The sequence below is a fragment of the Brevibacillus fluminis genome (assembly GCF_052072235.1).
Classification (GTDB): domain Bacteria; phylum Bacillota; class Bacilli; order Brevibacillales; family Brevibacillaceae; genus Brevibacillus_D; species Brevibacillus_D fluminis_A.
The window spans coordinates 253,405-276,908 of sequence record NZ_CM125436.1 but is presented as its reverse complement, the minus strand read 5'-3'; the positions used below and the strand labels follow the sequence as shown (position 1 = coordinate 276,908).

Sequence of the window (23,504 nt, the reverse complement as noted above, 5' to 3'; positions counted from 1 at the left end):
TAAGTATATTGATCGGAAAGGTCTACTCAAACCAAGATGTTAATCCAAGCTATATTGTAAACCTTTCCTACTTGAAGATAAAGAGTGGAATCGTTAAGAGATTAGTCGCCTTTGGACTTTTTGATAATCTCTTCTGCGATGAACTTCGGCACTTCTTCGTAGTGATCGATTTCCATCGAGTAGGTTCCGCGACCTTGGGTACGGGAACGCAATACTGTGGAATAACCGAACATCTCGGACATTGGCACCATTGCACGGATTGCTTGTGTGTTTGCACGAGCTTCCATACCTTCGATGCGACCGCGACGGGAGTTCAGGTCACCCATTACGTCACCCATGTACTCTTCAGGTACTTGTACTTCTACTTTCATGATTGGCTCAAGCAGAACCGCTCCACATTTTTTCGCAGCTTCTTTCAGTGCCAAGGAACCTGCTACTTTAAACGCCATCTCGGAGGAGTCAACGTCATGGTAGCTACCGTCTACGATTGTCGCTTTGATATCAACAAGCGGGAAGCCTGCCAGAACACCATTTTTCATGGATTCTTCGATACCAGCTTGAACAGCAGGGATGTATTCTCTTGGTACTACGCCACCCACGATTTTGTTCTCGAACTCAAAGCCTTTACCAGGCTCGAGCGGCGCGAACTCAACCCATACGTGACCGTATTGACCGCGACCACCAGACTGACGGACGAATTTACCTTCGACCTTAGCAGGCTGACGGAATGTTTCACGGTAAGCAACTTGCGGAGCACCTACGTTTGCTTCTACTTTGAATTCACGTTTCATACGGTCAACGATGATTTCCAAGTGAAGCTCACCCATACCGGAAATGATCGTTTGACCAGTTTCTTCGTCGGTATGTGTTTTGAACGTTGGATCCTCTTCCGCCAGTTTGGAAAGAGCGATACCCATCTTGTCTTGGTCCGCTTTGGACTTAGGCTCGATGGCAACAGAGATAACTGGCTCTGGGAATGTCATGGACTCCAGAATAACTGGAGACTTCTCATCGCAGAGAGTATCGCCTGTTGTTGTATCTTTCAAACCTACAGCAGCAGCGATGTCACCGGAGTAAACCGTTGTGATCTCTTCACGGTGGTTTGCGTGCATTTGCAGGATACGACCTACACGTTCACGTTTACCTTTTGTGGAGTTGAGTACATAGGAACCGGAGTTCAATGTACCGGAGTAAACGCGGAAGAATGTCAATTTACCAACATAAGGGTCAGTCATGATTTTGAACGCAAGCGCCGAGAATGGCACGCTGTCGTCAGATTCACGGACAGTTTCTTCCTCAGTGTCAGGCAGAGTACCTTTGATTGCAGGGATATCGATTGGAGCTGGCAGGTACGCTACAACAGCGTCCAGCATAGGCTGAACACCTTTGTTGCGGTAAGAAGAACCGCACAGAACCGGAACCAGCGTTACATTGATTGTCCCTTTGCGCAGAGCAGCTTTGATCTCTTCAGTCGTCAGCTCTTCGCCTTCCAGGTACTTCATCATCAGCTCTTCATCTTGCTCGGCAGCTGCTTCAACAAGTTTCAAGCGAAGTTCTTCACACTTGTCTTTCAGGTCTGCCGGGATTTCAGTAGCGTCAGAAGTTTTGCCCAAGTCGTCAGTATAGATGATTGCTTTCATTTCGACCAAGTCAACCATACCAACGAATTTGTCTTCGGCACCGATCGGGTACTGGATCGCTACTGGGTTTGCACCCAGGCGGTTTTTGATTTGCTCAAGGCACATATCAAAGTTAGCACCGATGATGTCCATTTTGTTTACGTAACAGATACGCGGTACGCCGTAACGGTCAGCTTGACGCCAAACTGTTTCGGTTTGCGGTTCCACGCCACCTTTAGCGTCAAAAACGGTTACCGCACCATCAAGTACGCGCAGGGAACGTTCTACCTCAACGGTAAAGTCTACGTGACCTGGTGTATCGATGATGTTGATGCGGTGACCCGCCCATTGAGCGGTAGTAGCAGCGGAAGTGATCGTAATACCGCGCTCTTGTTCTTGTTCCATCCAGTCCATGGTAGCTGCACCTTCGTGCACCTCACCAATTTTGTGAACGCGACCGGTGTAGAAGAGAATACGCTCGGTAGTGGTCGTCTTACCAGCATCGATATGAGCCATGATACCGATATTGCGCGTATTCGCCAGAGAGAACTCGCGAGCCATTAGGTATGCCCCTTCCATACTCGTATGTGAGAATAGGCAAAAAACGGCCAAAACCGTTTTTTGCTAGAAAACAAGCGGTCACATTCAAATTCCACAAGAGACGCCGCAACGTTTCTTGTGGAATTAAAGCAGAACGCCTGCGTTGGATTCTACCAACGATAATGCGCGAACGCTTTGTTGGCTTCAGCCATTTTGTGAGTGTCTTCGCGTTTTTTCACGGCTGCACCAGTGTTGTTGGCTGCATCCAAGATTTCATTCGCGAGACGCTGTTCCATCGTCTTCTCACCGCGGTTGCGGGAGTAGTTAACCAACCAGCGGAGACCAAGCGTCGTACGGCGCTCAGGTTTAACCTCGATTGGAACTTGATAGTTAGCACCACCGACACGGCGAGCTTTAACTTCCAGAACAGGCATAATGTTTTTCAAAGCTTCTTCGAACACTTCCATCGGATTGCGACCAGTGCGCTCCTGGATGATGTCGAATGCGCTGTAAAGAATATTTTGTGCTGTACCGCGTTTACCATCCAACATCAGACGGTTGATCAAACGAGTAACCAACTTGCTGTTGTGAATTGGATCTGGCAATACGTCGCGGCGAGTAACTGGACCTTTACGTGGCATCTTATTCCCTCCTTCTTTGATTGATGTCTAACCAATCAGACCGTTAACCGATCTTACTTTTTCTTAGCTGCTGCAGCTGCTTGACCTGGTTTTGGACGTTTCGTACCATATTTGGAACGACCCTGTTTACGGTTGTTCACACCAGCTGTGTCAAGCGCACCACGAACGATGTGGTAACGTACCCCTGGCAAGTCTTTTACACGACCGCCGCGTACAAGTACGACGCTATGCTCCTGCAGGTTGTGGCCGATACCACCGATGTAAGCAGTAACCTCGATACCGTTAGTCAAACGTACACGAGCGTATTTACGCAACGCGGAGTTTGGTTTTTTCGGTGTCATCGTACCTACACGAGTGCACACACCACGTTTTTGAGGGGAGCTTTGGTTCGTTTGAGACTTCTTGAAGCTGTTGTATCCTTTTTGGAGAGCAGGAGACTTCGACTTCACGATTTTGTCTTCGCGACCTTTGCGAACAAGTTGGTTCATTGTAGGCATATTTGTACCTCCTTCCTGATTACCTTCATTCAAGACCACAGATCCAGGTGAGTCATTTTTGGTCAAATAGAAAGTCTTTGTCGGACAAGCTGCACGCGCACCTCGTCAACAAAAACATTGTTAACCGTTTTTCTTGATCGCAGCTGATGCTGCGCCTACCTCAATGCCACATGCTTTGCCGAGGCGCCGCATGGAATCGACGGTAATGACTGGGACACCCTTCTCTTTGCATAGGTTAGCAATCTTTTGAGTCAAACGTTTTTCCGCATCCTTCGCTATATATACTTCCTCAGCTTTGTCAGCTTCAATCGTTTTGATCGTTTGGTTAATCCCAATTGCTAACTCTTTTGCCCGCTCTACTTTTTCATAAGACATGATTCTCATATCCTCCAAAGCAAAGAATATCAGGCGCACTTGAACATCTTATCAGCTTTATAGGCTAATGTCAACACATTATCAAAAAGAAATTTTGCAAGGTGTTCATCCTCCCTGAAGTAGAACACCTTGCTACTCTCTCTTTCCTTGCCTGATTACGATTCGATCGCAGTTACTGCTTCACGCTCGTTCTCGGACTGACCATTCAGACCTGCTTCATAGTCAGCCAGCGTTTGCACGATTGTGTTGCGGTAACGGGACATACCTGTTCCGGCTGGAACCAGTTTTCCGATAATAACGTTCTCTTTCAGACCCAGCAGCTTGTCGACTTTGCCTTTGATCGCAGCATCGGTCAACACGCGGGTGGTTTCCTGGAAGGAAGCCGCGGAAAGGAACGAGTCTGTTTCGAGAGATGCCTTGGTAATACCGAGCAGTACAGGGCGGCCGACAGCAGGACTGCGTCCTTCCATGAGAACTTTGGCGTTGGCCATTTCGAACTCATGTACTTCCACAAAGGAGCCTGGCAGCAAATCGGTTTCACCGCTGTCCATGACACGGATTTTACGCAGCATCTGACGGATCATTACCTCAACGTGCTTATCGTTAATTTCTACCCCTTGCATACGGTACACTTTTTGTACCTCTTGCAGGATGTAGTTGGATACGCCGCGCAAACCGCGAACTTTGAGCATTTCTTTCGGGTCAACAGAACCCTCGGTCAGCTCATCACCCGCGTTCAGCTTGGCACCAACGCTAACTTTGATACGAGCACCATATGGCGCAGCGTACACCTTGTTCTCTGCATCACCGCGAACCTCGATCTCACGGCGGTCTTTGCCTTCGCGAATATCAACGACTTCACCGTCGATTTCCGTGATAACCGCTTGACCTTTCGGATTACGTGCTTCAAACAGCTCTTGGATACGCGGCAAACCTTGCGTAATATCGTCTCCGGCAACCCCACCGGTATGGAACGTACGCATCGTCAGCTGTGTACCAGGCTCACCGATCGATTGAGCCGCGATGATACCGACAGCTTCCCCGATCTCCACTTCCGCACCTGTCGCCAGATTGCGGCCGTAGCAGCGTTTGCACACGCCGTGGCTGGTACGGCAGGACAGGACGTTACGGATGTAAACATCTTTAATGCCCAGACGAGTGATTTCTTCCGTCATTTCCTCGGTGATTTCCTCATTGCGGTGAATCAGGATTTCACCTGTTTCCGGATGACGAACCGTTTCAAAGCACGTACGTCCGATCAAACGGTCAGCAAGTTTTTCGATTTCTTCCTTACCGTCGCGAATAGCCGTGACGCGAATTCCTTTATCCGTACCGCAATCGACTTCGCGTACGATAACGTCCTGTGCCACGTCAACCAGACGACGAGTCAAGTAACCCGAGTCAGCTGTACGCAGCGCCGTATCCGCCAAACCTTTACGCGCACCGTGCGTGGAGATAAAGTATTCCAATACCGTCAGACCTTCGCGGAAGTTGGACTTGATCGGCAACTCGATAATTCGTCCAGTTGGGTTCGCCATGAGACCGCGCATACCGGCCAGTTGGGTGATCTGCGATACGTTACCGCGGGCACCGGAGTTGGCCATCATGAAGATCGCATTGAACTTATCCATGGATTTCATCAAAACATCGGTTACTTGATCTTTTGCTTTGGACCAGATGGAAATGACGCGGTCATAGCGCTCATCGTCCGTGATCAGACCGCGGCGATATTGCTGCATAACCTTCGCAACGTCTTCATCCGCTTTCGCGAGAATTTCTTTTTTCTTCTCTGGTACAACGATATCATGCACGGCAATGGTGATACCGGCTTTTGTGGAATAGGTAAAGCCCAGTTCCTTGATTTTGTCCAAGATCACCGATGTGTACATCGTGCCGAAACGGCGGAAGCACTCGGAGATGATGGTGCCCAGGAAGCCCTTCTTCACTGCACCGTTCTCAGGAAGTGCCTTCACAAATGCTTTGACATCCACACCTTTATCAAAGATAAAGAACTCATCAGGCACCTGTGTTTGCAGGTTGGACTTGGACGGTGTATTAATGAACGGCAGCTCTGGCGGGAAGATCTCGTTGAAGATGATTTTCCCTACGGTCGTTACCAGCAGTGCGTTCAGTTGTTTTTCGGTAAACGATGTTTTGTTCAACCGCTTCGCCGGAATCGCGATGCGCGTGTGCAAGCCGATATAGCCGTTTTGATAAGCTGCAATCGCATCAGGAGCATCACGGTAAACGTTACCCTCGCCTTTGTCGCCTTCGCGCTCAAGCGTCAGATAGTAAGAACCGAGCACCATGTCCTGGGACGGTGTTACAACCGGCTTGCCATCTTTCGGGTTCAGGATGTTTTGCGCAGCCAGCATCAGGATGCGGGCTTCCGCTTGTGCTTCAGCAGAGAGAGGCACGTGGACGGCCATTTGGTCACCGTCGAAGTCAGCGTTGTACGCTGTACATACAAGCGGGTGCAAACGGATCGCGCGGCCTTCGACCAGGATCGGTTCGAATGCCTGGATACCCAGACGGTGAAGGGTAGGAGCGCGGTTGAGCAGTACCGGATGTTCGCGGATGACTTCTTCCAAAACGTCCCAAACTTCAGGCTGCACGCGTTCTACTTTGCGTTTCGCACTCTTGATGTTGTGAGCGAGTCCTTTTGCGACCAGTTCTTTCATCACGAAAGGCTTGAACAGCTCCAACGCCATTTCTTTCGGCAAACCGCATTGGTACATTTTCAGGTTCGGTCCGACAACGATTACGGAACGACCGGAGTAGTCAACGCGTTTACCCAGCAGGTTTTGACGGAAACGACCTTGCTTCCCTTTCAGCATGTGGCTGAGCGATTTCAACGGGCGGTTACCTGGTCCCGTTACCGGACGGCCACGGCGACCGTTGTCGATCAGCGCATCCACAGCTTCCTGCAGCATACGTTTTTCATTTTGTACGATAATATCGGGCGCTCCCAGCTCCAACAGGCGCTTCAAGCGGTTGTTACGGTTGATCACGCGGCGGTACAGGTCATTCAGGTCGGATGTTGCGAAACGTCCGCCGTCCAGCTGTACCATCGGACGCAATTCAGGAGGGATTACCGGCAATACATCCAGCACCATCCAATCAGGACGGTTGCCGGAGTTGCGGAATGCCTCGAGCACTTCCAGGCGCTTGATCGCACGGTTGCGACGTTGCCCCTGGGACGTTTTGAGGTCTTCTTTCAGGAAATCCACTTCTTTATCCAGATCGATTTCAGCGAGCAGACGCTTGATCGCTTCTGCCCCCATCATCGCTTGGAACGAGTAGCCGTATTTCTCGCGATAGTTACGGTACTCTTTTTCAGACAAGAGTTGTTTTTTATCCAAAGGTGTGTCGCCGGCATCCGTTACGACATAAGAAGCAAAGTAGATGACTTCTTCCAGCGAACGAGGCGACATGTCAAGCACGAGGCCCATACGGCTAGGAATACCTTTGAAATACCAGATGTGCGATACAGGAGCCGCCAATTCGATGTGGCCCATACGCTCACGACGAACTTTGGCGCGAGTAACCTCTACTCCGCATCGGTCGCAGACTACGCCTTTGTAGCGAACGCGTTTGTATTTACCGCAATGGCACTCCCAGTCCTTCGTTGGACCGAAGATACGCTCGCAGAACAAACCGTCCTTCTCTGGTTTCAGTGTACGATAGTTGATTGTCTCCGGCTTTTTAACCTCACCGAATGACCAAGAGCGAATCTTGTCCGGCGATGCCAGACCGATCTTCATATATTCAAAGTTATTTACATCTATCACAGGGCACTACCTCCCTTTGCAACGGAATCTTACTCTTCATCCATACTTCCTGTTTCGAGTACGAGATTCAGTTTTTCACCTGTTCCTTCGTCCTCATCGTCAATCTCGCGCATTTCGATTTCCTGCTCATCACCGGACAAGATCTTCACGTCCATACCCAAGCTTTGCAGTTCCTTGATCAATACTTTGAAAGACTCTGGAACGCCTGGCTCCGGAACGTTTTCACCTTTAACGATGGCTTCATAGGTCTTCACGCGACCCACCACGTCATCCGATTTGACAGTAAGAATTTCCTGCAAGGTATAAGCGGCCCCGTATGCTTCGAGCGCCCAAACCTCCATCTCCCCGAAACGCTGACCACCGAACTGAGCTTTACCGCCCAGCGGCTGCTGCGTAACGAGCGAGTATGGTCCAGTAGAACGCGCATGGATCTTGTCATCAACCAAGTGAGCCAATTTCAGCATGTACACGCAACCTACCGTTACGCGGCGATCAAACGGTTCACCTGTCCGACCGTCAAACAGCAACGTTTTACCATCGCGGTCCAAACCGGCTTCTTCCAACGTCTTGAAGACATCCTCTTGGCGCGCACCGTCAAATACCGGTGTAGAAACGTGGATACCCAAGACTTTGGCAGCCATCCCCAAGTGAGTCTCCAGTACCTGACCGATGTTCATCCGGGACGGAACGCCCAACGGGTTCAACACGATCTCAACAGGAGAGCCATCTGGCAGGAACGGCATATCTTCCTCGGCCATGATCCGGGCGATAACCCCTTTGTTACCATGGCGTCCGGCCATTTTATCGCCGACGGAAATTTTACGTTTTTGTGCAATATAGACACGTACCAGCTGGTTTACGCCAGGAGGCAATTCATCACCGTTGTCACGGGTAAATACTTTTACATCCACGATGATACCGGAACCGCCATGCGGCACACGCAGGGAAGTATCGCGCACCTCGCGCGCCTTCTCACCGAAAATCGCATGCAACAGACGCTCTTCCGCAGTCAGCTCGGTCACACCTTTAGGCGTTACTTTCCCAACCAGAATATCGCCGTCTTGAATTTCCGCACCGATGCGAACGATACCGCGCTCGTCGAGGTTTTTCAGAGCGTCCTCACCCACGTTCGGAATGTCACGGGTGATTTCTTCCGGCCCCAGCTTGGTGTCGCGCGCTTCCGATTCATATTCTTCGATATGAATCGAGGTGTAGACATCGTCTTTCACCAGTTTTTCACTGAGCAAAATCGCATCCTCGTAGTTGTAACCTTCCCACGTCATAAACGCGACGATCACGTTGCGTCCAAGAGCCAATTCGCCCTTCTCTGTGGATGGTCCATCCCCGATAATATCGCCCGGAACGATCCAGTCGCCTGTTTTGACGATCGGACGCTGGTTGATACATGTCCCTTGGTTGGAACGGATGAATTTGTGCAATTTATATCGATCCAGATCGCCTGCGATCTTTTTGCCGTCGATTTCTTTGTAACGACGCACCAAAATTTCACGGGCAGTAACTTTTTCTACCTGACCAGGCCATTTAGCAACGATCGCAACACCGGAGTCTTGCGCCGCTTTGTGCTCCATACCTGTACCTACGAATGGCGCCTGCGGAATCAACAGTGGAACCGCTTGACGCTGCATGTTCGAACCCATCAGCGCGCGGTTGGCGTCATCGTTCTCAAGGAACGGAATCAGCGCAGTCGCAACGGATACAACCTGTTTCGGCGAAACGTCCATGTAGTCTACCTTGTCGCGCGGTACGCTCAACGGCTCACCTTTACGACGGCAGATTACCATTTCATTCTGGAAGAAACCTTCTTCCGTCAATGGCTGGTTCGCTTGCGCCACGTTATACACATCTTCCTCGTCAGCCGTCAGGTATTCAACTTCATTGAGTACACGACCGGTTTCCGAGTCGATTTTGCGGCGAGGCGTTTCGATAAAGCCATAGTCATTGATACGCGCAAAGGAAGACAACGAGTTGATCAACCCGATGTTCGGACCCTCCGGCGTTTCAATTGGACACATACGACCATAGTGAGAGTGGTGAACGTCGCGCACCTCGAAGCCTGCGCGCTCACGGGTCAAACCACCTGGTCCGAGTGCAGACAGACGGCGTTTGTGCGTCAATTCAGCAAGCGGGTTGGTTTGGTCCATGAACTGGGAAAGCTGCGAGCTGCCGAAGAATTCCTTGATCGATGCAATAACCGGACGGATATTGATCAAGGCTTGCGGCGTGATTTGGTTTTGGTCTTGGATCGACATACGCTCGCGCACAACGCGCTCCATACGGGACAGACCGATGCGGAATTGATTCTGCAGCAGTTCCCCGACGGAACGGAGGCGGCGGTTACCCAAGTGGTCGATATCGTCTGTCGTACCTACTCCGTGGAGCAAGTTGATAAAGTAGTTGATAGCCGACACGATATCCGCTGGCGTGATGTTTTTGATCGATTTATCTACATTGCCGTTTCCGATGACTTTAATCACTTTGCCATCTTCATTCGGAGAGAAAATATTGATCGATTGCAGGCGCACGTTCTCTTCTTCCAGGACGCCGCCATGCGTGCGCACATCAATAAAGCCCACGCTCTCTTCCAGCATCGGCAAAATGCGATCAAGCAGACGGCGGTCGATGATTTGACCTGCTTCCGCAATGATCTCGCCTGTGTTCGTGTCCACAAGCGTTTCAGCCAAGCGCTGGTTGTACAAGCGATTTTTGATATGCAGCTTTTTGTTCATTTTATAACGACCTACAGAAGCCAGATCGTAACGTTTTGGATCAAAGAAACGGGACACCAACAAGCTTTTCGCATTGTCAACGGTTGGCGGTTCGCCCGGACGCAGACGCTCGTAGATTTCAATGAGCGCTTTCTCGGTCGAATCGGTGTTGTCTTTTTCCAACGTATTTTTGATATATTCATCCTCACCCAGCAGCTGGAGGATCTCCACATCGGAACCAAAGCCCAATGCACGCAAAAGAACCGTCACCGGAATTTTACGCGTACGGTCGATACGGACATAAATGATGTCTTTGGCGTCCGTCTCGAGCTCAAGCCATGCTCCGCGATTCGGGATCACCGTAGCTGTGTAAGTTTGCTTACCATTTTTGTCCATCTTATTGTTATAATAAACACTAGGAGAACGAACAAGCTGGCTGACGATTACACGTTCCGCTCCATTAATGACAAAGGTACCGGTTTCAGTCATCAGCGGGAAATCACCCATGAAGACTTCCTGTTCCTTCACTTCGCCTGTTTCCTTGTTCAACAAGCGGACTTTCACACGAAGTGGCGCCGCAAATGTAACGTCGCGTTCTTTGGATTCATCCACATCGTATTTTGGCTCACCCAAGCTGTAGTCAATGAACTCCAGCACCAGGTTGCCCGTGAAGTCTTGAATAGGCGAAATATCTTGGAACATTTCGCGCAGACCTTCATCCAAGAACCATTGGTAGGACTTTTGCTGAATCTCAATCAAATTAGGTAGACCCAGCACCTCGTTAATACGTGAATACGTACGACGCTGGCGGTGTCGGCCGCACTGAATCAGATTACCTGCCAACTCATTCACCCCTCATGTCTGTGTTACATGAAAAACGCAAAACGCTTTTCATACCGAGAAAACCATGCTACGCCAAGCCTTTCAGCGGAGTCGTGGTTTTCTTGAAGCTGGATAGAAACGGTACTAAATTCCTATCTGTAAAAATAAAAATGGGTTAAATGGTTAACCTCATTTTTAACCCAGAGAATCTCTATTCTAAAAGAATTCCCATCTTTTTACACCTACATTCCTCCCTTTGCTAGAAAAAGAAAGAAAAATGCGGATTTAAATAGGAATTACATAAAAATGACAAATAACCCATATTGACATTTTATAATACTAACACAACCAAAATTTAGCGTCAAGAGTAAGTTACACATTCACGCTACTTTGTCGCCCGGAAAATGAAATACCCTTTGCTGCGCTCGACTTCCTCAACATCCCGGTAAATCTCCTGCAGCTTTTTCAACGCAGATGGCGCTCCCTGCTTTTTCTGAATCACGACCCACATCTCGCCGCCCTCACGCAGCAGTTCATGCCCCTCGGTAAAGATGCGGTGAACAGTCTCTTTTCCCGCGCGAATCGGCGGATTGGTCAAAATCACATCAAAAACGCGCCCCTTCACTGCTTCGTAAATGTCACTCTGCAGAATCTCTACATTCTTGATCTGATTTCGCTCCGCATTCCCACGCGCAAGTCCAACCGCCCGCTCATTTACGTCAATCATCGTAACGTGCCCTTGATTCGCCAATTTCGCTGCGCAGAGTCCGATCGGTCCGTACCCACAGCCAACGTCAAGCACGCGCGCCGTTTGGGAAATTCGCATCGTTTCAATTAATAACAAGCTGCCAAAATCCACTCTGTCACGCGAAAACACTCCAGCGTCTGTCATGAAGCGGAACTCATGGTCTCGCAAAACAAAATCAAAGATCCGCTCATCATGAGCTGCACCAGGCTTTTGGGTATAGTAATGATCGGCCAACGCGCACACACCTTTCAAAATATAGCTGTACGTTGAAAATCCCCCTGCCACCGGCAAGGGGATTTAACAATCTTACAAAAGAAGCGATTACTTTACTTCTACAGTAGCGCCGGCTTCTTCCAATTTTGCTTTCAAAGCTTCTGCTTCGTCTTTGGAAATGCCTTCTTTGAGTGTTTTTGGAGCGTTGTCTACCAGGTCTTTTGCTTCTTTCAGACCCAAGCCAGTCAGCTCGCGAACAACTTTGATAACGTTGATTTTGGAAGCTCCACCGCTAACGAGGTTAACAGTGAACTCAGTTTGCTCAGCAACCGCTTCAGCAGCGCCACCAGCAACTACAGCTACTGGAGCAGCAGCAGTTACACCAAATTCTTCTTCAATTGCTTTTACCAGGTCGTTCAGTTCGAGAACGGACATACCTTTGATCGCTTCCAAGATTTGCTCTTTGCTCATCTTAAATATCCTCCTGTTCATAAAAACGCCAATGCGTTTTTCGTTTTTAAATTAAGCGCCTTGTCCTTCTTTTTGCTCTGCAACAGCTTTGACCGCAAGCGCAACGTTGCGCATAGGAGCTTGCAGAACGGAAAGAAGCATAGACAGCAGACCTTCGCGGGATGGCAGGGATGCGAGTTGTTTAATTTGCTCCGCACCTACTACTTTACCCTCGATGATACCACCTTTTACTTCCAGCTTGTCGTTTTTCTTTGCGAAATCTACCAGGATCTTCGCAGGAGCGATCAGATCGTTAGGTGAAAACGCGATTGCGTTTGGACCCAGCAGATGTTCATCAAGATCAGACAAACCTTCTTGCTTCGTAGCCAGTCGAGTCAGAGTGTTTTTCAAAACTTTGAATTCAACACCTGCTTCGCGCAGTTGCTTACGAAGTTCAGTAACTTGAGCTACAGTCAAACCGCGGTAGTCAGCAACAACTGTTGTTTGGCTTTCACGCAATTTGGTTGCGATCTCGTTAACAGCTTGTACTTTCTCCTCGCGAATGACGGTTGGACGAATTTCAGCCATGGTTACACCTCCCGTACGTAATTCCTCAAACAATGAATAATGCCCTCGCAGACACGAGGGCATAATGTATCGCAAAAGAGAAAACTCTTTTTTGGTATCCATTACACGCCTCTGAGGGATATTAAGCTAGCTCAATGAGCTGAGCACCTTCGGTCTACGGCATGACATTATTCGTTTCATCAACAGCGATAATCATATCACGGTTGATGCGGTAAAGTCAAGTGCTATTATTTTACAGCAACGCGTACGCCAGGACCCATAGTGGAGCTGATCGTTACGTTTTTCATGTAAACACCTTTAGCAGCTGCCGGTTTTGCACGGTTCAGCGCGTCAGTCAATGCAGCCAGGTTCTCTGCCAGTTTCTCTGCTTCGAAAGAAACTTTACCGATTGGCGCATGGATGTTACCTGCTTTATCAACACGGTACTCGATTTTACCTGCTTTGATTTCGTTCACAGCTTTGGTTACATCGAACGTAACGGTACCGGTTTTCGGGTTAGGCATGAGACCTTTAGGACCCAATACGCGACCCAGTTTACCTACTTCACCCATCATGTCAGGTGTAGCTACTACTACGTCGAATTCAAACCATCCGCCTTGGATTTTCGCGATCATGTCTGCATCGCCTACATAATCAGCGCCTGCTGCTTCCGCTTCTTTCGCTTTTTCGCCTTTTGCGAAAACGAGAACGCGTTGTACTTTACCAGTACCGTTAGGAAGAACAACAGCACCACGGATTTGTTGGTCAGCACGTTTAGGGTCTACACCCAAACGGAAAGCTGCTTCAACGGATTCATCGAATTTTGCGCTCGCAACCTTTTTAACCAGTTCGATCGCTTCGTTTACTTCGTATACTTTATTTTTATCAATCTGCTTGATCGCTTCTTGATATTTTTTACCATGTTTCGGCATCATGCATTCTCCCTTCAATGTGGTCGTAGCGGTTTAATCCTCCCACAGAACAAAACGTAACCTACCGTTTTGTTGACCGCAAGCGGTCATCTCAAACTCTATGATCAACGTCTTGACATCTCTCAAAAAGAGGGGGGCACGCAAGCGTACCCCGCTCGGATTATCGTTAATTAGTCAACGATAACGATACCCATGGAACGTGCAGTTCCTTCGATCATGCGCATAGCTGCCTCAACGTCAGCAGCGTTCAGGTCTGGGCGTTTCAGTTCAGCGATTTCGCGAACTTTATCACGCTTCAGCGTAGCTACTTTCGTTTTGTTAGGCACGCCAGAACCGGACTCGATGCCTGCAGCTTTCTTCAACAGAACAGCCGCTGGAGGAGTTTTGGTAATGAACGTGAAGGAACGATCTTCAAACACGGTGATTTCAACCGGGATGATCATACCTACTTCACTTTCTGTGCGAGCGTTAAACTCTTTGCAGAAGCCCATGATATTTACACCAGCTTGACCGAGGGCCGGACCTACTGGAGGCGCAGGATTCGCTTTACCTGCTGGGATTTGTAGTTTAATTACGCGGATAACCTTCTTAGCCACGTAAAACACCTCCTTACATCTATTGTGGTAATTAGCGGGGAAACTCCCCTCCCACTTGCTCCGAGAAAGCCTATGTAGCAGGACTTTCAGTTATATACAAGAGTGTGGGAACCGCAAATTGGTGCGGATTCCAAAAACGGCGCAAGCCGCTTTTAAACAAATTGAAATGTATCATATTAGGAGATACTTTTCAAGATGCATCCTAATCCAATTTGTCAACTTGTGTAAAATCCAATTCAACCGGCGTTTCTCGACCGAAAATGTCCACAAGAACGCGAACCTTTTGCTTGTCCGGCTGAATCTCGATGATTTCGCCAGAACGGTTCGCAAACGGACCGTCCTTAACGCGAACCATGTCACGCAGCGCGAAATCAACCCTGACCTTCGGCAGCTCAATCCCCATGTGACGCAGGATGGCATCCGCCTCTTGCGGCAACAGCGCGGTCGGCTTGGACCCGGCTCCCGTGGACCCTACAAAGCCTGTCACTCCAGGGGTATTCCGTACGACATACCAAGAGTCGTCGGTCATGACCATCTCAACAAGGACGTATCCGGGAAACACCTTCTTGGTGACGGTACGCTTTTTGCCATCCTTGGTTTCTACCTCTTCTTCGGTAGGAACGAGAACGCGGAAGATTTTATCTTCCATTCCCATCGACTCGACGCGTTTTTCCAGATTCGTTTTTACCTTGTTTTCATACCCAGAGTACGTATGAACAACATACCACGCTTTTTCCATATCCACGAGGACGATAACCCGTCCGTCCCTCCCAGGTCTTGAAATATTACTTGCCTAAAATCAGATCGATCAAGCGCGAAATGCCCAAATCAATCACAAAGAAATACACAGCCAGCAGTACCACCGTAATGAGCACAACGCTTGTGTAATTGATGAGCTCTTTACGGTTTGGCCAGCGAACTTTCTTCAATTCGGACCAAACATCACCAAAGAATTCGCCAAAACGACGAAACCTCGAAAGAAAACTCACAGAGCTACCCCCAGACTTCGTGACTTGCATAATTACTTGGTCTCACGATGTGCTGTTTGCTTTTTATCGCGGGAGCAATACTTTTTCAGCTCGATGCGTTCAGGATTCGTACGCTTATTCTTGGTGGTGATATAGTTACGCTCTCCGCACTCAGTGCATGCCAACGTTACATTTACTCGCATCATTGCCACCTCCATCTCAACTGATACATTACGTAATAAAAAAGTAAAAAGCAGTAGGAAATTCGACAGAGCCAAACTTCCGGTATAACCTTAGTTAACGGCTTGGCCGCCGCTCTAAACAGTACAGGAAAAAACCGCTACTTTCTTTCCGGTGACCATTTAAAAGAAGCAACCATAGAATAGGCCTCTACGGCTACCTAAACAAATTTATCATACAGGAATCTTCATGTCAATAAAACGTCTTGACAAAAGTAAGTGGATTTGTTCCAGTTTTTACGAACAAAAAAAGAGAGCTCATTTTTTACAAATGAATCTCTCTGCCTTCCAGATACTTTTCCAGTTTCCGTTTTACGCGCTGAAGCGCATTGTCGATCGATTTGACATGGCGTTTCAACTCAACAGCGATCTGCTGATAGGATCGTCCATCCAAATAGAGCATCAGCACCTGACGTTCCAGCTCACTCAAAATCTCGCTCATCTTGCCTTCGATGTCGTCAAATTCCTCGCGATTGATAAACAGCTCTTCCGGATCTGTCACTTTCGTGCCGCAGATAACATCCAGCAAGGTACGATCGGAATCTTCGTCGTAAATTGGCTTGTCCAACGATACGTAAGAGTTCAGCGGAATATGCTTCTGCCTCGTGGCCGTCTTGATCGCTGTGATAATTTGGCGCGTGATGCACAGCTCAGCAAACGCTTTGAACGATGTGAGTTTGTCACCGCGAAAATCACGAATCGATTTGTACAGCCCGATCATGCCCTCCTGCACAATATCTTCGCGATCCGCTCCGATCAGAAAATACGATCGGGCCTTCGCTCGCACGAAATTTTTGTATTTATTGATCAAGTATTCCAACGCCTCGGCGTCATTATCTCTTACCAAATCTACTACTTCTTCATCGGACATCAGTTCATACTGGGTATATTTCAACTCCTTGAGGTCAACGCTCACGATTATCCCTCCGACAACTGATTTCCCATAAACTATGGTTATTATACATGAATCGCCAAAATAGCGTCAACCAAGTCTCGTCTACTCCCTTCGCCATTTTTCGAAAATTTTCGCTATTTCATCACTCAATGGTATCTTTGAAGTAAAGCGGTCTTCCCGGGTTTTGGCGACTTGTTCCTTGATCTCTTTCCCTGCAACTTCTATATCAAGCAATAACTCCCGCGCTGATTTTCGCAAGGCTCCTTGTCCAAAAATGACCCGCTGCGACGTGTAGTCAGAGGTCGCTACATAGATTTGTCGATTTTTTTGGTAATATTGCGAGACGATTTTTTCGATGCGCTCGTCAGCCGTCTCTTTTTCCTTTGTGAACAAGATTTCAATTTTGTATTCAGATTGCTTACGGCCGATTCCCGGCACCGTATAGGCATCGAATACGACGATGACCTGAATCCCGTAATAGCCTTGGTATTCGGCCAGCTGGGCGATGAGGAGATCGCGCGCGTCATCGATCCGATCCTCATCCTTCAACGCGCGCAATTTCGGCCAAGCCCCGATAATATTATAGCCATCCACAATCAGCAGGGATTTGTCTTTCTTCTTTGCCATTTCATTTCACCCGGGCCGTAAGCGGACTCCTTACCCGGAACACTTCGTACATCAAGAGCGCAGCGGCCACAGACGCGTTCAGTGACGTCACCTGACCCGCCATCGGTATGTGGAAGAGGAAATCACAGTTCTCCCGTACCAAACGGCTGATGCCCTTTCCTTCGCTGCCGATCACGAGCGCTAACGGCATGCTGAAATCGCCCTCGCGAAAATCTTGCTTGGCAGAAGCGTCCGTACCGGCAATCCACACACCTTGCTCCTTCAGCTCTTCCATTGTTCTGACCAGATTGGTGACGCGGGCGACCGGTACATATTCAATCGCACCCGCAGAAGCTTTCGCTACCGTCGCGGTCAGAGAGACCGAGCGGCGCTTCGGGATGATAACCCCATGTGCGCCTACCGCATCGGCTGTGCGCAGGATCGATCCGAGGTTGTGCGGATCTTCCAGCTCGTCGAGGATCAACAACAGCGGCGCCTCGCCCTTTTCCTTGGCGCGTGCAAGCATGTCCTCCACTTCCACGTAATCATAAGCCGCGACGGAAGCGATGATGCCTTGATGATGCTCCGTATTGCTCAGCTGATCCAGCTTTTTGCGGTTGGCTGTCGTGATGACAACGCCTTGCTCTTTCGCCAGGCCCGGAATCGGTCCCAGCTGGTTTTTGTTGATCCCTTCCGCCATCCAGATTTTATTGATGGTGCGGCCGGATCGCAGCGCCTCTATAATCGGGTTTTTCCCGACAATCCATTCCTCGCTCATCCTTCATGTGCTCCTTCCACAATGGCAAATGCCTTTTCCAGTAATTCCGCCATTCTTGTTTCCTCGCCTGTCAGGGAGAGATAGCCAATCAAAGCCTCAAACGCTGTCGCATGGCGATAGTCGATGATGCTGGCGTTCTTTGCCGTAGAACCCGACTTCGAATTGCGCCCGCGCCTGACGATCGCCGCCTCTTCCTCCGTTAGCATCGGCATGAGCTGCAGCAGGATATTCGCCTGTGCAGCTGCCGATACGTAGCGATTCGCTTGCTTGTGCAGCTGGTTTGGTTTTACCAGACCTTTTGCGATCAAGTGAAAGCGCACGAAGTGAGCGTATGTCGCGTCCCCCAGAAACGCAAGGACAAGGGGGTTCGTTAATTTCGGGTCATTTTTCAGTTGTTCTCTGTGCATGCCTGCTCCTTACTTGCGGCGCCAGCGGACGCCCTGCGGTGTATCTTCCAGCAAAATGCCTTTTTCCGTCAAGAGGTCACGGATTTCATCCGCTCTGGCGAAATTCCGCGCTTTGCGGGACTCCGTCCGCTCCACAATCAACGCTTCAATCTCTTCGTCCAACAGCGCGCTGTCTTCCTCCAGCTCGAGGCCGAGAACGGCAGCCAGCTCCAGGAACAGGTCGCGGTATGCTTCCAGCTGCGCTTTGCCGACATTTTCATGGCGCAAGTACAGGTTCACTTCTTTTGTCAGGTCAAACAAAACCGTGATGGCATTGGCCGTGTTGAGGTCATCGTCCATCTCACGGATAAACTTTTGACGAAGCTGGTCAATGATCGCAGCTTGCTCCTCAGCCGCTCCATTCGGCTCTTCAGGACGCGCGGTCGCCAGTCGATGCTTGGCGTTCGCATAGGCAATCCGGATGCGCTCCAGCCCATTGCTCGCCTGCTCCAGCATCTCTTTGCTGAAATTGATCGGGCTGCGGTAATGCCCCGACAGCATGAAGAAGCGAATCAGCTGGCCGCCATATTCGTTGATCAAATCACGGGCAAGCTTGAAGTTCCCGAGCGATTTGGACATCTTTTCATTATCGATGTTGAGCATGGCATTATGCAACCAATAGCGCGCAAACACCTGTCCGGTCATGCACTCCGACTGCGCGATCTCATTTTCATGGTGAGGGAAGGTAAGGTCAGAACCGCCAGCATGGATGTCGATGGACTCGCCCAAAAACTTCAGCACCATCGCAGAGCATTCGATATGCCAACCGGGACGGCCCAGTCCCCAAGGGCTTTCCCATGTAATTTCACCCGGTTTCGCCGCTTTCCACAGCGCAAAGTCGAGGGGGCTCTCCTTCTTTTCGTTCACTTCAATCCGTGCACCGGCTTGCAAATCGTCGATCGGCTGGTGCGACAGCTTGCCGTATTCCTTAAATCTGCCGGTGCGGAAGTATACATCGCCTTCGCTTTCATAAGCGAATCCTTTTTCAACCAGCGCTTCCACGAACGAAATGATTTCCGGGATCGTCTCCATGACGCGCGGCTGAATATCCGGCGGCAGCACGTTCAACGATGCCAGATCCTCGTTATATGCCTTCATGTATTTATCGGCCAATTCCTTGACGGTCGTGTTCTCTTCATTCGCCGCCCGAATGAGCTTGTCATCGACATCGGTGATGTTTTGCACGAATGTGACCTGATACCCGCGGTAGCTCAAATAGCGGCGCAGCGTATCGAACACGATCGCCGGGCGGGAGTTCCCGATATGGATATAGTTGTACACGGTCGGCCCGCATACATATATTTTTACTTTCCCTGGTTCCAGCGGTTTAAACTCCTCATTTTTCCGCGACATGGTGTTATATAGGTGAATGCTCATTTTGTTTCGCGCCCTCCTTCAAAAGCTGCACTTCATCGCGAAGCGTTTCAATTTCACGTTGCATTTGGCGAATCATGTCTGCAATCGGGTCAGGAAGATTGACCAAGTCGAAATCCTGGGCGACGCGCTTTCCGTCCTGAATGACAATTTTGGCCTTCATCCCCACAACCGTCGCATTCGGCGGAACCTCCTGCAAGACGACAGAGCCCGCACCGATTTTGGAGTTGTCGCCGATCTTAAACGAACCGAGCACTTTCGCTCCGGTAGCAATGATTACATTATTTCCAACTGTCGGGTGGCGCTTTCCTTTTTCTTTACCGGTCCCCCCCAGTGTAACTCCTTGGTAAATGGTCACATTGTCACCGATTTCACAGGTCTCCCCGATCACAACCCCCGAGCCATGGTCAATAAACAGCTTTTTGCCAATGCGTGCGCCCGGATGGATTTCGATGCCGGTTAAAAATTTGGCGAACTGGGATACTACGCGAGCCAGCGTATACCATTCCGCCTTCCACAGCTTGTGAGAAATGCGATGCGCCCAAATCGCATGCAATCCCGAATAGGTGAGCACCACTTCAAACGTGCTTCGGGCAGCCGGGTCCCGTTCGAAAATGGCTTCGATGTCTTCCTTTAATTGTTTCCACATGATGAATTCACCCCCTGCAAGTGTACAAAAAGAAAAGACCGCCTCACGCCTTGATCACAAGGCGCAGAGACGGCCATAACCGTGGTTCCACTCTGCTTAGGCCAAGCCTGGTGACAAACGGCTCAACCTCGCTTTTCGCCCATGATAACGGAGGGCTTCCCGATCCATCCTACTCCCGCACAGCAGCGGTTTCAGACAATAGCTCCCAGGGGCATTTCTACGAGTTCCCGCCGGATGGCTCTCACCTTTCCATCCTCTCTGTCAGACGGCACACTGCGTGTACTTCACCTGTTCAACGCATTTATTTTGCAATCGCTTCGCGATTTTCCAACAATTGATCAATACGGGACAACACGCGCTCTTTCCCCAAGAGGTAGAGCGATTTTACAAGGTCAGGCCCATGAATCTGTCCGGTTGCGGCAACGCGAACTGGCATAAACAGCGCCTTTCCTTTGTGCCCGGTTTCTTTTTGTACGGACTTGAGGATCGCTTGGATCGTATCCACATTGTATTCCGCACTATTGATGATGTGATTTTTGAGGGCGCTTAGCACTTGCGGCACTTGCTCTTCGATCACGACGCTTTTCGCATCTTCATCGTACACCACATCATTCAGGAAGAAAAGGGCAGCCAACGGTACAATTTGCGCACAGTAGGACATTTTTTCCTGATGAAGTTCCACGATTCCGCGCACCCATTCGTAACGCTCAGGCGACAGCTCTTCTTCGATGAAGCCGGCCTTTTGCAGATGCGGCAGGCACAGTTCCGTGATTTTATCGACGGATTCCTGCTTGATGTAATGGTTGTTCATCCAGTTCATCTTGATGGTATCGAATACCGCTGGCGATTTGTTGACGCGTTCCAGGGAGAAGAGCTTGATCAGTTCTTCTTTTTGGAAAATCTCTTCTTCACCGCCCGGGGACCAGCCCAGCAGGACGATGAAGTTCACGATCGCTTGCGGCAGGAAGCCGAGGTCGCGGTATTGCTCGATGAATTGAATGATGCTCTCGTCGCGTTTGCTCATCTTTTTGCCGTCTTGGTTCAAGATCAGGGCAAGGTGGGCAAATTGCGGCGGCTCCCAGCCAAATGCTTCATAAATCATCAGCTGGCGCGGCGTGTTGGACAAGTGCTCCTCCCCGCGGATTACATGCGTGATATCCATCAGGTAGTCATCGATTACGACCGCAAAGTTGTAGGTCGGAATTCCATCAGGGCGACAGATGACAAAGTCACCCATCTCTTTGGATTCAAACGTGACTTGGCCGCGAATGACGTCATTGACGACATACACGCGATCGTCTGGCACGAGGAAATGAATCGACGGAACGCGTCCTTCTTGCTCGAACTGGGCACGCTGTTCTGCCGTCACATTGCGATGCTTTTCCAGAATCCGCGGCGTTTCCCCGCGAGCGAGCTGTTCTTCCCGCTCAGCATCCAGCTCCTCTTTGGTCGCATAACAGTAGTATGCCTTGCCTTCTGCCAGCAGTTGGTCAATATATTTACGGTAGATGTCCAGGCGCTCCATTTGGCGATACGGAGCATGAGGACCTCCTACGTCGGTACCTTCATCCCATTCGACACCCAACCACTTGAGGTTTTCCATTTGCTTTTCTGCAGCATTCTCGATGTTACGTGTTTGGTCCGTATCTTCGATACGCACGATGAACTTGCCGCCATTGCGGCGAGCCAGCAGATAGTTAAACAGCGCCGTGCGCGCACCGCCGATATGTAAATGACCAGTTGGACTTGGTGCATACCGCACTCGGGTTTCCTTAGACATGTGACACCATCCTTATTCGCCTTTGATTCATTATGTTACTACTACCGAGTCGACTTGACAAGCAAGCAAACCGCCTGAGCAGCGATTCCTTCCCCTCTGCCGGTGAAGCCCAGCTGTTCCGTTGTCGTCGCCTTGACATTCACCTGTGACAGCTCCGATGCCTCCAAGGCGCGGGCGATCACTTCCTGCATTTTGGGAATGTATGGAGCCATTTTGGGCTTCTGCGCAATGATCGTCGCATCGACGTTGCCCAGCTCATAGCCTTTTTCCTTGACCAGCTTCCAAACGTGAACGAGCAGTTTCAGGCTGTCCGCGTCTTTATACTCCGGATCGGTATCCGGAAAATGCTTGCCGATGTCACCTTCACCGATCGCGCCGAGCAGCGCGTCACTGATGGCATGCAGCAGTACATCCGCATCGGAATGCCCCAAAAGTCCTTTTTCGTACGGAATCGTCACGCCGCCGATAATGCACGGGCGCCCTTCCACCAACTGGTGTACATCAAAGCCTTGTCCAATTCGCATCAACGTTATTCCTCTCCTCAATCGCTGCCTAGTCTTTTTCGCAAAATTTCTTCCCCGAGCCACAGATCGTCCGGTGTCGTGATCTTGATGTTTTCATAGCTGCCCATCATGACGGAAACCCGGTGGCCCATCCATTCCACAAGCATCGCATCATCCGTGCCTGTTTTGCCTGCGTCACTCGCCTGCCTGTGCGCATCCTGCAAAAGAGCAAGACGAAAAGCTTGCGGGGTTTGCACAGCCCACAAGCTTTCTCTGGCAGGTGTTGATTCGACATAACCATCGTCGCCAACAATCTTGATTGTATCCTTGACCGGGACCGCCAGAATGGTGGCTTGATCCTGCTGTACCCGCTCGACTACAGCCGTCAGCTGCGCTGCTGTGAGGAACGGACGCGCCGCATCGTGCACCAGCACATACTCACAGGATGCCGACAAAGCCGCGAGACCATTTTGCACGCTCTCCTGCCGCTCTGCACCGCCTGCAACCAGCTTGATGTTGCGATAGCCGTGCCGCTCGATCAGTTCGGCAATGTCCGCGCGGTCTGCCCCGCTCACGACGAGGACCGTTTCAGCGATCATCGGATGGGAAACAAATAATTCAATTGTGTGACAAAAGATCGGTTTGCCGGCAAGCGGGAGCCAGAGCTTGTTACGCTCTCCTCCCATGCGCTTGCCGGAACCGGCTGCCACGATTACGGCACCCGTATTCACCTGTCAATCCTCTCCATG

23 protein-coding genes and 1 other annotated feature are annotated in these 23,504 nt (G+C 50.0%); all 23 genes read right to left on the bottom strand.

Annotation, left to right across the window (positions count from 1 at the left end):
- Positions 1 to 101 precede the first annotated feature (101 nt).
- Positions 102 to 2,180, bottom strand: coding sequence for an elongation factor G (gene fusA, locus ACTID9_RS01605; protein WP_441069551.1), 2,079 nt, complete (start codon positions 2,178 to 2,180; stop codon positions 102 to 104).
- A gap of 149 nt (positions 2,181 to 2,329) precedes the next feature.
- Positions 2,330 to 2,800 carry a 30S ribosomal protein S7 gene (gene rpsG / locus ACTID9_RS01600; RefSeq protein ID WP_441069550.1) on the bottom strand — a complete coding sequence of 157 codons (471 nt, stop codon included), beginning with the start codon at positions 2,798 to 2,800 and terminating at the stop codon, positions 2,330 to 2,332.
- A 53-nt stretch (positions 2,801 to 2,853) separates the two neighbouring features.
- Positions 2,854 to 3,297: a 30S ribosomal protein S12 gene (gene rpsL / locus ACTID9_RS01595; RefSeq protein ID WP_441069549.1), complete on the bottom strand. Its 444-nt coding sequence runs from the start codon at positions 3,295 to 3,297 to the stop codon at positions 2,854 to 2,856.
- A 120-nt stretch (positions 3,298 to 3,417) separates the two neighbouring features.
- Positions 3,418 to 3,672, bottom strand: a complete 255-nt coding sequence (locus tag ACTID9_RS01590) for a 50S ribosomal protein L7ae-like protein (protein WP_122921594.1) — start codon at positions 3,670 to 3,672, stop codon at positions 3,418 to 3,420.
- Positions 3,673 to 3,827: 155 nt separating this feature from the next.
- A complete protein-coding gene (gene rpoC / locus ACTID9_RS01585; RefSeq protein WP_441069548.1) occupies positions 3,828 to 7,463 on the bottom strand; it encodes a DNA-directed RNA polymerase subunit beta' in 3,636 nt (1,211 codons plus the stop codon).
- A gap of 29 nt (positions 7,464 to 7,492) precedes the next feature.
- Positions 7,493 to 11,032, bottom strand: coding sequence for a DNA-directed RNA polymerase subunit beta (rpoB, locus tag ACTID9_RS01580; protein ID WP_441069547.1), 3,540 nt, complete (start codon positions 11,030 to 11,032; stop codon positions 7,493 to 7,495).
- A gap of 364 nt (positions 11,033 to 11,396) precedes the next feature.
- The gene (locus ACTID9_RS01575; protein WP_441069546.1) at positions 11,397 to 11,993 is read right to left on the bottom strand and encodes a class I SAM-dependent methyltransferase; all 597 of its coding nucleotides are present in this window, start codon (positions 11,991 to 11,993) and stop codon (positions 11,397 to 11,399) included.
- A gap of 87 nt (positions 11,994 to 12,080) precedes the next feature.
- Positions 12,081 to 12,443, bottom strand: a complete 363-nt coding sequence (rplL, locus tag ACTID9_RS01570; protein ID WP_441069545.1) for a 50S ribosomal protein L7/L12 — start codon at positions 12,441 to 12,443, stop codon at positions 12,081 to 12,083.
- Positions 12,444 to 12,494: 51 nt separating this feature from the next.
- Complete coding sequence (gene rplJ / locus ACTID9_RS01565) at positions 12,495 to 13,010, bottom strand: 50S ribosomal protein L10 (RefSeq protein WP_441069544.1); 516 nt, start codon at positions 13,008 to 13,010, stop codon at positions 12,495 to 12,497.
- A 25-nt stretch (positions 13,011 to 13,035) separates the two neighbouring features.
- Positions 13,036 to 13,188 (bottom strand) — a sequence feature (ribosomal protein L10 leader region).
- A gap of 49 nt (positions 13,189 to 13,237) precedes the next feature.
- The gene (gene rplA, locus ACTID9_RS01560) at positions 13,238 to 13,921 is read right to left on the bottom strand and encodes a 50S ribosomal protein L1 (RefSeq protein ID WP_441072356.1); all 684 of its coding nucleotides are present in this window, start codon (positions 13,919 to 13,921) and stop codon (positions 13,238 to 13,240) included.
- 170 nt (positions 13,922 to 14,091) lie between these two features.
- A complete protein-coding gene (rplK, locus tag ACTID9_RS01555; RefSeq protein WP_122921587.1) occupies positions 14,092 to 14,517 on the bottom strand; it encodes a 50S ribosomal protein L11 in 426 nt (141 codons plus the stop codon).
- Positions 14,518 to 14,719: 202 nt separating this feature from the next.
- Entirely contained in the window at positions 14,720 to 15,256 is a 537-nt protein-coding gene (nusG, locus tag ACTID9_RS01550; RefSeq protein ID WP_441072354.1) for a transcription termination/antitermination protein NusG, read from the bottom strand.
- Between the two features lie 46 nt (positions 15,257 to 15,302).
- On the bottom strand, positions 15,303 to 15,536 hold the full coding sequence (gene secE, locus ACTID9_RS01545) for a preprotein translocase subunit SecE (RefSeq protein WP_441069543.1): 234 nt from the start codon (positions 15,534 to 15,536) through the stop codon (positions 15,303 to 15,305).
- Between the two features lie 2 nt (positions 15,537 to 15,538).
- The gene (gene rpmG, locus ACTID9_RS01540) at positions 15,539 to 15,691 is read right to left on the bottom strand and encodes a 50S ribosomal protein L33 (RefSeq protein WP_281275003.1); all 153 of its coding nucleotides are present in this window, start codon (positions 15,689 to 15,691) and stop codon (positions 15,539 to 15,541) included.
- A gap of 298 nt (positions 15,692 to 15,989) precedes the next feature.
- Positions 15,990 to 16,640, bottom strand: coding sequence for an RNA polymerase sporulation sigma factor SigH (gene sigH / locus ACTID9_RS01535; RefSeq protein ID WP_122921583.1), 651 nt, complete (start codon positions 16,638 to 16,640; stop codon positions 15,990 to 15,992).
- Between the two features lie 81 nt (positions 16,641 to 16,721).
- A complete protein-coding gene (locus ACTID9_RS01530; protein ID WP_441069542.1) occupies positions 16,722 to 17,246 on the bottom strand; it encodes an NYN domain-containing protein in 525 nt (174 codons plus the stop codon).
- 1 nt (position 17,247) lies between these two features.
- The gene (rlmB, locus tag ACTID9_RS01525) at positions 17,248 to 18,003 is read right to left on the bottom strand and encodes a 23S rRNA (guanosine(2251)-2'-O)-methyltransferase RlmB (protein ID WP_441069541.1); all 756 of its coding nucleotides are present in this window, start codon (positions 18,001 to 18,003) and stop codon (positions 17,248 to 17,250) included.
- Positions 18,000 to 18,410: a Mini-ribonuclease 3 gene (locus ACTID9_RS01520; protein WP_441069540.1), complete on the bottom strand. Its 411-nt coding sequence runs from the start codon at positions 18,408 to 18,410 to the stop codon at positions 18,000 to 18,002. Before ACTID9_RS01520 ends, rlmB begins: the two co-directional genes overlap by 4 nt.
- Before the next feature lie 9 nt (positions 18,411 to 18,419).
- Positions 18,420 to 19,826 (bottom strand): cysteine--tRNA ligase, encoded by a 1,407-nt coding sequence (gene cysS, locus ACTID9_RS01515; protein ID WP_441069539.1) that lies wholly within the window; start codon positions 19,824 to 19,826, stop codon positions 18,420 to 18,422.
- The gene (gene cysE, locus ACTID9_RS01510) at positions 19,807 to 20,472 is read right to left on the bottom strand and encodes a serine O-acetyltransferase (RefSeq protein ID WP_441069538.1); all 666 of its coding nucleotides are present in this window, start codon (positions 20,470 to 20,472) and stop codon (positions 19,807 to 19,809) included. The genes cysS and cysE overlap by 20 nt, the downstream gene beginning before the upstream one ends.
- A 301-nt stretch (positions 20,473 to 20,773) precedes the next feature.
- Positions 20,774 to 22,252 (bottom strand): glutamate--tRNA ligase, encoded by a 1,479-nt coding sequence (gene gltX / locus ACTID9_RS01505; protein ID WP_441069537.1) that lies wholly within the window; start codon positions 22,250 to 22,252, stop codon positions 20,774 to 20,776.
- Between the two features lie 41 nt (positions 22,253 to 22,293).
- Positions 22,294 to 22,776 (bottom strand): 2-C-methyl-D-erythritol 2,4-cyclodiphosphate synthase, encoded by a 483-nt coding sequence (gene ispF / locus ACTID9_RS01500; protein ID WP_441072352.1) that lies wholly within the window; start codon positions 22,774 to 22,776, stop codon positions 22,294 to 22,296.
- A 17-nt stretch (positions 22,777 to 22,793) separates the two neighbouring features.
- A complete protein-coding gene (gene ispD / locus ACTID9_RS01495; RefSeq protein WP_441069536.1) occupies positions 22,794 to 23,486 on the bottom strand; it encodes a 2-C-methyl-D-erythritol 4-phosphate cytidylyltransferase in 693 nt (230 codons plus the stop codon).
- Positions 23,487 to 23,504: the final 18 nt, after the last annotated feature.